This window comes from Kitasatospora sp. NPDC086009 (genome assembly GCF_044540385.1).
Taxonomy (GTDB): domain Bacteria; phylum Actinomycetota; class Actinomycetes; order Streptomycetales; family Streptomycetaceae; genus Kitasatospora.
The window spans coordinates 345,592-357,271 of sequence record NZ_JBITSA010000007.1 but is presented as its reverse complement, the minus strand read 5'-3'; the positions used below and the strand labels follow the sequence as shown (position 1 = coordinate 357,271).

General features: G+C 73.5%; 10 protein-coding genes. 4 read left to right on the top strand and 6 right to left on the bottom strand.

The window, feature by feature from the left end; translation table 11 throughout:
• Positions 1–18: 18 nt before the first annotated feature.
• From ACIF6L_RS20320 to ACIF6L_RS20310, 3 genes are all read right to left on the bottom strand, one after another.
• Complete coding sequence (locus ACIF6L_RS20320; RefSeq protein WP_329485833.1) at positions 19–459, bottom strand: ester cyclase; 441 nt, start codon at positions 457–459, stop codon at positions 19–21.
• Positions 460–583: 124 nt separating this feature from the next.
• On the bottom strand, positions 584–790 hold the full coding sequence (locus tag ACIF6L_RS20315) for a DUF397 domain-containing protein (RefSeq protein ID WP_396486228.1): 207 nt from the start codon (positions 788–790) through the stop codon (positions 584–586).
• Positions 787–1,617, bottom strand: a complete 831-nt coding sequence (locus tag ACIF6L_RS20310) for a helix-turn-helix domain-containing protein (protein ID WP_396486229.1) — start codon at positions 1,615–1,617, stop codon at positions 787–789. Before ACIF6L_RS20310 ends, ACIF6L_RS20315 begins: the two co-directional genes overlap by 4 nt.
• A gap of 125 nt (positions 1,618–1,742) precedes the next feature.
• Between ACIF6L_RS20310 and ACIF6L_RS20305 the strand changes: the two genes are divergently transcribed.
• Positions 1,743–1,997 (top strand): hypothetical protein, encoded by a 255-nt coding sequence (locus tag ACIF6L_RS20305; protein WP_396486230.1) that lies wholly within the window; start codon positions 1,743–1,745, stop codon positions 1,995–1,997.
• Positions 1,994–2,692: an NUDIX domain-containing protein gene (locus ACIF6L_RS20300; protein WP_396486231.1), complete on the top strand. Its 699-nt coding sequence runs from the start codon at positions 1,994–1,996 to the stop codon at positions 2,690–2,692. The genes ACIF6L_RS20305 and ACIF6L_RS20300 overlap by 4 nt, the downstream gene beginning before the upstream one ends.
• A gap of 26 nt (positions 2,693–2,718) precedes the next feature.
• Here the strand turns inward: ACIF6L_RS20300 and ACIF6L_RS20295 are convergent, their stop codons facing one another.
• Together ACIF6L_RS20295 and ACIF6L_RS20290 are read right to left on the bottom strand one after the other, a co-directional pair.
• Positions 2,719–7,248: a trypsin-like peptidase domain-containing protein gene (locus ACIF6L_RS20295; protein ID WP_396486232.1), complete on the bottom strand. Its 4,530-nt coding sequence runs from the start codon at positions 7,246–7,248 to the stop codon at positions 2,719–2,721.
• Positions 7,249–7,310: 62 nt separating this feature from the next.
• Positions 7,311–7,691 (bottom strand): CU044_2847 family protein, encoded by a 381-nt coding sequence (locus ACIF6L_RS20290; RefSeq protein ID WP_329485840.1) that lies wholly within the window; start codon positions 7,689–7,691, stop codon positions 7,311–7,313.
• 276 nt (positions 7,692–7,967) lie between these two features.
• Here ACIF6L_RS20290 and ACIF6L_RS20285 point away from each other — a divergent pair, with 276 nt between their 5' ends.
• Positions 7,968–8,501, top strand: coding sequence for a GNAT family N-acetyltransferase (locus ACIF6L_RS20285; protein WP_396486233.1), 534 nt, complete (start codon positions 7,968–7,970; stop codon positions 8,499–8,501).
• A 69-nt stretch (positions 8,502–8,570) separates the two neighbouring features.
• On the opposite strand, the gene ACIF6L_RS20280 is transcribed toward ACIF6L_RS20285, so the two are convergent.
• Entirely contained in the window at positions 8,571–10,007 is a 1,437-nt protein-coding gene (locus tag ACIF6L_RS20280) for a tetratricopeptide repeat protein (protein ID WP_396486234.1), read from the bottom strand.
• Positions 10,008–10,197: 190 nt separating this feature from the next.
• Here ACIF6L_RS20280 and ACIF6L_RS20275 point away from each other — a divergent pair, with 190 nt between their 5' ends.
• A complete protein-coding gene (locus ACIF6L_RS20275) occupies positions 10,198–11,532 on the top strand; it encodes a M64 family metallopeptidase (RefSeq protein ID WP_396486235.1) in 1,335 nt (444 codons plus the stop codon).
• The last annotated feature ends 148 nt before the right edge of the window (positions 11,533–11,680 follow it).

Genomic DNA, 11,680 nt, shown 5'->3' with positions numbered 1-11,680 from the left:
TCAGCGTACGCCGCCCGACTACCCCGGGCCCGGGACGAGTCCGAGCTGGCGCAGCAGCCCCAGCTCGTCGAGCCGGCCCCAGCGCTCGACGATGCGGCCCTCCCGGAGCCGGAAGATGTTGATCCCCCGCAGCGTGACGGTACGGCCGGTAGGCGGCGCGCCGAAGATCTCGCCACGCTGGGTACCACTGGCGCTGAAGTGCTCCACGACCATGTCACCCTCGGCGACGAGGAAGTCGGGCATGGCGTGCCAGTCGGGGAACGCGCCGCGGAACAGCACGGCGGCCGCGCGCATGCCCTCACGGCTGGTGTCGGTGCCGACCGGCGGGTCGTGGTTGAGGAAGTCCTCGGCGAGGTACTCGTCGACGGCCGCGAGGTCGCCCTGGGTGAACAGTGCGTCGATGAAGGCACGCACGATCTCCCGGTTGTCTGTGGTTCGGGTCTGCTCGATGGTGTCCATAGCCACAGTCTTGGACGCCGCCCGGACCCCCGGTACCCCAACAACTTGGGGTTTCGCACCCGGGACACCCGGTGGAGAGGGCCCCGACCGGGTCGCCGGTCGGGGCCCTCACACGCAGGCAAGCTCAGACGGCGCCGAACTCACCCGTCCGAACACCGGCGATGAACGACTGCCAAGCATCGGCGGGGAAGACGAGCGCGGGACCCTCGGGGTCCTTGGAGTCACGCACAGGGACAGCACCCGGGAAGTCCGCCGAGACCTCCAGACACTGACCGCCGTTGTCGGAGTACGACGACTTGGCCCAGGACGCGCCGGAGAGGTCGGGGTTCATGGGGCTAGCTCCTTCCGAGCCTTGTGAATCAGTGCCAGGGACGCCGCCTTGGGCAGCGCTTCCACCACCAGCTGATCGTACTCTCTCTCCCATGTCGAGACCGTTTCACGGGTTCGTTCGAGATGACCACGAGCATGTGACTCGGCATAGCCCACGACCGAGCCATCCGGAAGATCCAGCAGGGTCACCGGCATCTTGAACGGCAGGTGCTCCCCTAGATCGAACGGCGCCATCTGGATGGTGACGTTCGGACGGGTTGCCAGTTCCGCGATGTGGTCCAGCTGTTTGACCATGACGGCCGGACCACCGATCAGTCGGGTCAGACAGCTCTCGTCCAGCACGGCATGGATCCTCGGCGGAGTCTTCCGATCGAGTACCCGTTGACGAGTGGCCAGGAACTCGACCCGCTGTTCCGCCGCAGACTGGGTGATCGCACCTCGCTGTACGGCCGCGAAGGCCAGCGCCTCGGCGTACTCGGCCACTTGAAACAGTCCAGTGACGATGGTGAGGGCAAACTCCCGCAGACGGCGGCACCGCGCCTCGGCGTCGGCGAACTCGGGGAAGCCCTCCAGCAGGCTTGCCTTGGAGTATCGGCACCAGAGTTCATAGAAGGTACCTCCGGTCTCGAATACCTCGTCAGCTCTAACCGCAAAGTTAGAAGTTACGGACTTCTTCGCTCGTTCGACGTACGAGACCATCGCATTCGAGTAGCCCATGCGCAGCCCCAGCTCGGTCTGGGACCATCGCATGGCCCGCCTCGACCTGCGGAGCTCTGCGCCGAAGCGTGCAAGTGGCGATGCCGCTGCGTCAATCTCGTTGCTCTGCATGAGCGTTGCCCCCCGTAACCAGACGGAACAGTCAAGGTTAGACCCTGGCAATCGTAGAGCCACTCGGGCCACCATGGCTACACCCCGCAACAACTCGGGGACTCACAGCAACCAATGGAGCCCGCATGCCCAGCCGCCCCCGCACGCCCGCCTACCAGCCGAAGGTCGGCGAAGTCGTCCGCGACCGGGCCCACCGCTCCCCCGACGGGCAGCCCGCCGAAGGCGTCTACATGGACACCCTCGGCGGCGCCGCCTACCTCCGACCCGAAGCCGGCGGCTGCGAGTGGACCACCCGGCCCGAGGACCTCCAGCGGCTCGACCATCCCCGCCACATCCCCGTCCAGCACCCGAGCCCGCCCCGCGCGAACAGCGCGGCGTGAGCCCGGCGGCCAGGCTCCTCGCGATCACCCTCACGATCCCCGCACTCAGCGCCGGAGCGGCCGCCCTCGCCTGCCGGCCGATCCGCGACGGGCCGCTCACACCCCGACTCCTCGTCTTCGGCCTCATCCTCACCACCGGCGTCGTCGCCGGACTCCCCACCGCCCACACCTGGCGACTCCCACCCCCTCCACCCCAGGAGCAAGCCGTGCTCTACCCCCTGCCCGACATCCTCACCAACCCGCCCCGCCGACGCCTCGGCCACCAGACCCTCGCCCTCGACCCCGACGGCGCCGTCCTCCTCGTCGCCACCACCTACCAGAACGGCCTCACCCTCCCCGGCGGCAGCGCCGAACGCAACGAACTCCCCCACCTCGCCGCCCGCCGCCACACCGAGACCGAAACCGGCCTCGTCCTCCCCCTGCGCAGCATCCTCGCCACCGACTACACCGACGCCCGACTCCTCCCCGAAGCCATCGACTTCGTCTACTGGGGCGGCCGCCTCACCCGCGCCCAACAAGCCACCACCACCCACCACCGCCCCCCGCACCACATCACCGGCCTCCACTTCATCCACCCCGACCACCTCGCCGACACCATGGACCCCGACCAGCACCACCACGTCACCCAAGCCCTCGACGCCCTCACCCGCGGCGCCCACCTCCCCTTCCTCCTCCGCGGCATCCCCGCCGAATAGCAGCCCGCCGAGTCAGGCCTCGGCGACTAGCGACCGGAGCACGGCTCCCGGTAGGCGACTTCGGGTACGTACTTCTCCCACTGCGAGCGGCTGATGGCACCCGTGCTGTAGGAGCACAGTCGGGCGGCGAGGTGGGCGGGGTCGGTGTCGAGCAGCGAGACGCGCTGGTTGGAGGCGACCAGGAGCGTCGGGCCGGCCGCCACCAGCGCGACCGCGCGGATCGATCCGCCGCTCGGGTTGGCGACGGGAGCCGTCAGGACGGGAGCGGTGGGGTCTCGGACGTCCCAGAGTTCGAGGGCCGTGCTGTTCCAGACGGTCATGAGCTCGCCGTTCTCGGCGAACTCGATGCCCTCGACGTCCTGCAGCGTCTGGACGGAGGTCCGGGGTCGAGGGTGCTGCGGATCGGTGATGTCCCAGAGGGTGACCGTGCTGCCGCTGTTCCCCGCAGCGGCGAGCAACCGGCTGTCCCTGCTCAGGCCGAGCGCGTTGCCGAAGGCCCCGGGCAGGGTGACCCGTGAGGCCGGTTCACCTCCCCCGGTGAACCGGAACAGTTCCAGGGACGAGCACTTGCAGGTGAGGTCCGGGGTGCTCGTGACGGCCATGACCGCCCCGGCCGCGGTGCCCCGGGACACCGCGGAACCCATGTTCCACCCGTCGCCGGAGTCGCCCGCGGCGTCCGGCGGCTTGATCGTCGAGGAGCCGGCGCGCCTCGGCTTCGCCGGGTCGCCGATGTCCCACCATTCGAACCCGCTCTTGCTCGCCAGGTAGGCCGTGCGTCCGTGGTCCAGGACGCCGGCGTCGTAACTCCCGGAGTCGGGGGCGGGGATCGAACCGACCTCCACCGCGTCGAGCGCGTCCCCGACCCGCCACAGGTGGAGTGTCCCGCCGCCGATCACCGCCATGACGGCGCCCGGGGCGGACCAGGTGACTCCGACCGTCAGGATCGTTCCCAAGGAGGTGGCGGGGAATTCGGCGGGACCCAGGGAGCCGGCCTTGACCGGATGGTGCGGATCGCTCACGTTCCAGAGCTGGACCTCGCCCTCCCACCCGATGGTCAACAGTCCGCGCTCACGGATGAACGCGGTGCCCCGCACCGAGACCGGCAGGGTCGCGACGAGGACGGGGCCCTCGGGTTCGGAGATGTCCCAGATCCCGACGGACTGCGTCTGCAGGGGCGGCATCTGCATCGGGGGCTGCTGGGGCGCGGCCATCAGGTGTCCGTCCGGACTGAACGACCAGGAGGCGGGGCCGCCGGGCTGCCGGGCCTGGTCGACCTGCCGCCCCGGTGAACGCCACCGGCGCACCACACCGTCGGCGCCGGCGGTCAGCAGCCCGCCCGCCCCGCCGGTGGCCATGGCGTAGACGCCGAAGGCGGTCTTGGTACAACTCGACTTCGTGGAACCCAGGTCCGTGTCCTGCGGGGACAGGGAGGCGAAGCAGAGGTCCCCCTTGGGATCCTTGACGTCCGTCCCGCCGTAGGCGAGGAGGTCGCTGTCCCGGCCGAAGGCCACCCCGCTGACGTTCGCGGAGCCGTCCATACCGACCCTGATCGGATCGGGAGCGCTCGGATCCTTTACTCGCCAGAGACCGACCTCCCGCTGGCTGCCGGCGGCCAGCAGGGTGCCGTCGGGGCTGAACGCGATCGACTTGTACCCGGTCTCCAGGGCGGAGAGGCCGACCGGGTCCGCCGGGTCCGCGAGGCCCCAGACCTGGGTCTTGCCGCCCTGGACGGTGGAGGCGAGCAGGTTGCCCTGCGGTGCGAAGGCGACGGCCGCGAGGGCGGTCGGCCCCTCCTCGGTGGGATTGCGCAGCCGGGTGAGCCCCTTGGGGGCGGAGCGGTCGGCGATCGACCAGAGCAGGGTGTCGCCGTTCCCGCCGGCCGCCGCCAGCAGAGTGCCGTCCGCGCTGGTGGCCATGGCCGGGACGGTCACCCGCTGGTCCGACGGGTCGAACAGCCTGGGCAGCCGGGCCGCGATCACGGGCTTGCCGAGGTCCGCGAGGCTCCACAGGCACAGGCCCTCGCCGCCGCAGCCGCCCGCCAGGTGGGACCCGTCCGGGGTGAGGGCGATGCCCACCATGCCGGTGTCGACGGTCGACCGGACGGCCGGGGCGGACGGATCGGCGAGGTCCCAGATCCGCACCGCTCCGTCCTCGTTCAGCGCGGCGGCCAGCGTCCCGTGCAGGGCGGTCGCCAGGATGAGGACCGGGCCCCCGGCCTCGCCGACGACGCTGTTCAGCAGGGTGCTGCTCAGGTCGAACAGCTGGGCGGAGGCCTCCGGGGTGGGGGAGGCGCGGTAGGCGGCGACCGCGAGCTGGGCGGCCAGCCCGGGATCGGTGCTGCCGAGCGTCTGCGCGCGTGCTGCCAGGCCCTTGGAATGGACGATCGCGGCCTGCCGGGCGGCGGCGTCCGACTGCCGCTCGGCCAGCACTCCCCCGGCCGTGGCGGCCACCAGCAGGACGCACAGCAGCGCGGCCGTCCACCGCCACCGCCGTTTGCGCGACCGCCGGTGGACCCGCCCGCGTTCCAGGTAGTCCCGTTCGGCCTCGTTCAGGTACCCGGGCCGGCCGCGCAGCCAGGGCTGGGCGCCCGCCAGTGCCGTCGTGGTCGGCAGCAGGTCGCGGGGCCGCCCGCTGCGCTCCCAGCGGTCCCGGTCGTGCCGCAGGACCTCCCGCCAGGCGAGGAAGGCCCGGTCCTCCTCGACCCAGCCCCGGAGCTTGTCCCAGGCGTTGATCAACGCCTCGTGCGCGAGTTCCACCGTCTCGACGCCCTCGGCGCTGCGGCCGGTGACCAGCAGGCGGTCGGCGGCGAGGGCCTGGGCGATGCGCCACTCGTCCTCGCCGAGGTCGGTGCGCAGCGCGGTCCGCCGGGTGGCCGACAGCGCGCCCATCGGCACCCGGACGAGCTGGGTGAACAGGCGGCGGGCCACCTGCTCGTCCTCCGCCGGCACCTCCCGCCGGAGGACGCCGGCGGCGTAGACGCCCAGGGCGCCCTTCACCCCGCCGAGCCCCTCGTACGCCTCGTGGGTCAGCAGGCCGGCGCTCTGGTCGCGCCAGAGCAGGTCCAGGGTGAAGCCCAGCAGCGGGAGGGCGCCCGGCTCGGCTCCGGTGTCGTCGAGCAGACGCTCGGCCAGGTTCGGCGCGTAGCCGACCCCCGCGACGGCCTCGACCGGGGCGGTGACGACCTCGGACAGCTGCTCGCGGCTCATCGGCCCCAGTGCGTAGACCTGCCGGCTGATCACCGGGCCGAGCCGCGGATGGGCGAGGGCCGCCTCCAGGAAGTCGGCCCGCAGGGTCGTCAGGATCCGGACGGTGCCCGGCAGGGTGTCGGTGAACAGCGCTGCGGCCAGTTCGTCGACGGCGGCCCGGTCGAACGCCAGCAGTTCCTCGAACTGGTCGAGCACCAGCAGCAGTTGGCGGGCGCCGTGCCGTTCCAGGAGCCGGGGCGCGAGATCGGCGATGCCCTGGGGCCGGGCCAGCACGGCGGCCAGGTCGGGGATCCGCAGCAGACGCTCCGTCTCCGACAGCTCCGGCTCCAGCAGCGGCAGCAGCGCGGCGGCGAGCGCCGTCAGCGGGGTGCTGCCGGAGTCCGGCCGCAGGATCACCGCCAGCGCGCCGGAGGCACGACGACGGGGCACCACCCCGGCCATGGCCAGCGACGACTTCCCGGAGCCGGACGGGCCGACCACGGTGACCCAGCGCTCGCGGGCCGACAGGAGGGCCACCTCCTCGCTCTCGGCCCGCCGGCCGTGGAACACGTGCGCGTCCGACTCCCTGAACGAGGTCAGGCTGCGGAACGGCGACGGCGCCAGCGCGACGGCCCGCAGTTCCGGCCAGGCCGCGATCAGGCCGTCGGTGGGGATCAGGTAGCTCGCCGCGGGGTCCCCCGCCTCGGCCACCACCACCATGCCGACCACTCCGCCGAGCCGGTCGTCCCACACCGGGCTCCCGCTGAACCCTCCGGAGACCCGGTAGCCGCCCGCGGCGAGGTCGACCTGCATCAACCCGCCGCCCTGCCGGTCCCGCAGCACGCCCGAGTGCCAGACCCCGTCCGACCGCCCGACCGGGAACCCGAACACCCGCACCGGGTTGCCCCAGACGTCCTCGGACCTGGTCTCCACCGGCCGGACCGGACGGGCGCCGGCCAACGGGGCGGCCAGGCGCAGCAGCGCGACGTCCCCGCTACCGTCCGAGGCGCGCGGCACCCAGTGCACGACGACCGCCATCGCTCCCGCCACGGCGGGCCCGTCGGGGCCCTCCGGGCCGGGGGAACCGTCCGGGCCGGGCGACCCGGGCGAGCCGTCCACCCTGTGCGACCCGTCCGGCGCGGGCCTCGCCGGTGACCTGGGCAGCAGCGGCAGGTCCACGAAGACCCAGGACCCGACGCCCGCCTCCACGCCCTGACCGGCGAGCGCCGCCGAGACCACGTGCGCGCAGGTGAGCGCCAGCTCGGGGGTGACCAGGAAGCCCGCACCGACCGGTCGGGCCAGCGCGTCGTGCACCCGCAGCACCGCCGCGTCCAGCGCCTTCGCCCCGCTCCCCGTTCCCGTTCCCGGCACCGGTCCCGTTCCCGGCCCCGTTCCTCCGACGGGGCCGGTGCCCGGTCCGGGGCCCGGCCCGGTCACGGCGCGGGCTCCGCCGCCGGCTCGACACCCCCGCCCGGTTCGTCGACCGGGGACCGGTGCCAGGTCAGCGAGACCTTGAAATTGGCCTGGGCCGAGGTACTGGAGATGATCACGTCCGCCTCGGCGGACAACGACAGTCCGAACTCGATGCCGATCTCGTCCGGCGCGTGGACCATGCCCCGGAACCCGTCGACGAAGTCCTGCGCCACCGGCCGCACCCCGGCCAGCAGCTCACCCAGGGACCGGGTGGCACGGGCCACCACCTGCCCCGGCCGGGCGACCTGCACCAGGCCCTCCGCGGCCTGCTCGATCTCGACCTTCACGATGTCCGACCGGCCGTCCGCCGCACCGACCGGCAGCTCGACGAGATATGCCATGTCTCCCCCTCGGGACCTCGGCGGCCCCCACGCGTGGCTGTCCCCCACCCGGTCTACCCCGCCCCGCTCCCGCTGACCCGGCATCCACCAAATCCGCCCGAACCGCACCGGTCCGGGGGGTCCGGGCACGGGCACCCGGCACGGCACGGGTGGGCGGTTCACCCGGCGCCGCACCCCTGCCGCGGGCTCCTCGTCCCGGCCACCGCGGGCTCCTCGCGCACACACCGGCGGGCGGGGGGATGATGTGCTTCAGGAAGCGCGAGGAGGTTCCGGCCCATGGACATCTCGCTGACCACCGACCGGCTGATCATCCGGGACTGGTCGCCGGACGACGCCGAGGCCGCTCTGGCGATCTACGGCTCGCCGGACGTCGCCCACTGGCTGACCCCGGCGATGGACCGCGTCGCCGATGTGGCGGCGATGCGGTCGGTGCTGCAGGCCTGGCAGGAGGCGCAGCCGAACCTGCCGCCCCCTCGGGGCCGGTGGGCCGTGCAGCGCAAGGAGGACGGGGCCGTCGTCGGCGGCCTCGGCATCCGGCTGCTGCCGCCGTTCGAGGACGACCTGGAGATGAGCTGGCAGCTGGCCCCCGACGCCTGGGGCAAGGGCTACGCCACCGAGGCCGGCCGCGCCCTGATCGCGTGGGCGTTCACCCAGGAGGCCGAGGAACTGTTCGCCGTCGCCCGGCCGAACAACACCCGCGCCATCGCGATGGCGAAGCGGCTCGGCATGGAGTGGGTCGGCGAGACCGGTAAGTACTACGGCCTGAACCTCCAGGTCTACCGCGTCCGCCCGAGCGACTTCCACGACTGACGGGGCGCACCCGACGCCCGGAGGATCGCCCGCCTGCCCGTCTGCCTACCCGTCCGCCCCCTCGGCCGCCTACCCGCCCGTCGTAGCCGGGCCCGTCGTAGCCGGGCCCGTCGTAGCCGGGCCCGCCGTGGCCGGACCGGGCGTGGCCGGACCGGGCGTCGTCGGGATCGGCGGCGCGGCCGGGGCCGGGCCGAGGGTCGTGGTGCCCGGGGCGGCGCGGTGGCCGAGGCCGGTCCGGTAGACGTCCAGGGCGCGCTCCACCCGGCCGGTGCGGCGCAGCAGGTCGCCCAGGAGGCGGCACAGGTCGGCGAGGTCGCCCGCCGCGCCCGCTCGTTCGAGCAGGGCGAGGGCATCGACGTAGTGCCGCTCGGCGGTGCCCGGGTCGTCCCGGTCCTCGGCGATGAGACCGAGCAGCCGGCGCGCCCCGGCGGCGTGGACGGTGCCGCGGTCCGGGCCGATCCGGTCGAGGAGGCTGCGCAGCAGGTCGTCGGCCTGCTCGTGCCGGCCGCGGCGGCGCAGGACGTCGGCGAGTTCGACGTCCACCTGGTGCGTGAACAGCTCCGCCTGCCGGGAGGCCAGCATGGTGCGGGCGGTGCGCAGTTCGTCCTCCGCGCGGGCCAGGTCGCCGGCCTGGGCGTGCACGTAGCCGCGCATCCAGTGGCACTTGGCCAGGTCGGAGGTGAGGCGCAGGCGTTGGTAGAGCGCCTGCGCCTTGGCGAGGGAGGCGTCGGCCTCGGCCGCCCGGCCGTCGGCGATCAGGGTGCGGGCCACGCTGCGGTGCAGCCCCGCGACCAGTGCGGGGTCGGTGGCGTCGGGGGCCAGCGCGAGGGCGAGTTCGGCGGCCTGGGCGGCGCGGGCGTGGGCGCCCATGTCCATGTAGGGGCCGATGGCGGCCGAGTACAGCAGGAGCAGCGCGTCGGGGTCGTGCAGGCCGCCGGCGTTGAGCCGGTCGATGGCGGTCTCCAGCAGGTAGCAGGCGTACCGCAGTTCGCCGGCCAGCAGGTGGGCGACGGCTCGGCCGCGGATCGCGGCGGCACGGCGCGGCAGCGGCTCGTCGGCCAGGAGGCGCTCGGCCTGCTCGAAATGTTCCCGGGCGTCGTCGAGGCGGCCGGCCTCCAGTGCGCAGTCGCCGAGGCCGAGCAGGGCGGCGGGGCGGACGGACTCGACGCCGTAGTGGTCGGCGCGGTCCTGGACGGCGGTGAAGCGGCGGGCCGCCTCGGCGGTGTCGCCGTCGGCCAGGGCGCTCTGGGCGTCCGCCAGGGCGATGCCCAGCTCGGTGGCCAGGTGGGCCGGCCGGCCGGTGGCGAGTTCGTCGAAGGTGACGCCGAGGCGCTCGGCCAGGTGGCGCAGCGCCGCCTCCGAGGGGTGTACCCGGCCGGCCTCGACGGTGGAGACGTAGGCGGCGGTGTAGGCGGGCTCGGCGAGCATGCGCTGCGTCAAGTGCCTTTCCCTGCGCAGTTGTCGGACGCGGCGGCCGATGTCGGCCGGGTCCTGTTCCGAGGTCATGTGCGCCCCTTCCGTCGGGTGTCGGCCCGTTCTCGTCCCGCTCTATTGTCGTGGACGTGACAGTGGCTTAGATTAACTCCCTGTTTCAGTCCGATTATCTCGACACTTAAGCACCCCCGCCGGCGTTCCGCCGCACCCTGCCCCAGCACCGCCCCCGCCCCGCCCACCCCCGCCCCTCCCGGAGGTCCCCGTGCGTCACCGCAGGCTCGCCACCACCGCCCTGGCCGGCGTCACGGCCCTGGCAGCCCTCTGCTCCTGGGCCGTCCCGGCCACCGCCGCCCCGGCCACCCCGCCGGCGACCGGCGCGCCCGTGACCGGCGCGCGAACCGGCGCCCACCAGGTCGAGGCGTTCGCCGAGGACGGCAGCATCAGCCGCGCCCGGGTGCCCGCCGCCTCGCCGTTCGTCGCCCCGCAGTCGCTGGCCGGGCCCCCGGCGGGCGACGGCACCGTCACCCCGCTGGTCAGCAACGGCAGCACCGACAGCAAGCTCGACGTGGTGGTGATCGGTGACGGCTACACGGCCGCCGAACAGCAGAAGTTCCTCGCCGACGCCGCCACCAAGTGGCAGGAGATCACCGGCGTCGAGCCCTACACGACCTACCGCTCACTCTTCAACGTCTGGGCCGTGCAGGCCGTCTCCACCGAGTCCGGCATCACGGGCGACCCGGACCGGGCCACCGTGCGGCAGACCGCCCTCGGCTCCTACTTCTGGTGCGAGGACGTCGAACGCCTGCTCTGCGTCGACACGGCCGCAGTCGACCGCTACGCCGCCAAGGCGCCGAAGGCGGACCTCGTCCTCGTGGTCGCCAACAGCGCCAAGTACGGCGGCGCCGGCTACAACGACGTGGTCTCCCCGCTCGGGTACTCCGGCATCGCCACGGTCTCGGGCGGCAACGACCGCTCCGGGCAGGTGGCCGTGCACGAGACCGGCCACTCCCTGGGCCTCCTCGCCGACGAGTACTCCTACGAGGGCCAGGGCAGCTACGAGGGCGACGAACCCACCGAGGCCAACATCACCACGCTGACCGACGACCAGCTGCGCCGCACCCGCGCCAAGTGGTACCGCTGGCTCGGCCGGACCTCCCCCGACGGCGGCACCGTCGGCGCGTACGAGGGCGGCGGCTACTACCCGACCGGCCTCTACCGGCCCACCGACAACTCGATCATGCGATCGCTCGGCCGCGAGTTCAACCTCCCCGGCCGCGAGGCCATGATCGCCGGGTTCTACCGCTACGCGACCACCCTCAGCAGCCCCACCCCCACCACCACCCCGCTCACCCCCGCCGACCGGCTCGCCGTCGAGCTGCCCGCCCCCGGCACCCGGCTGCGCTGGTACCTCGACGGCTTCGAGCTGATCACCTGGCGCGACCGCACCGCGGTCACCCTCGCCGACCTGCCCCTCTTCGGCCCGAAGGGCCTGCGCCACCGGCTCTCCGCCGTCGCCACCGACCCGACGACGGCCGTGATCGACCCCAAGCTCCGGGCCACCCTGACCGACACCCTCTCCTGGGGCGTCCACCGCTGACGCGCCGTACGCCGTGGAGTGGGGCGGGGGGCGGGGGCCCCGCCCCCCCCCCCCCCCGGGGGGGGGCCCCCCCCGGCCCCCCCCCCCGCCGGGCCCGCCGCCTGTGGGGGGGGTCCGGGGGGGAGATGGGCAGAACCCTGATTTAGGG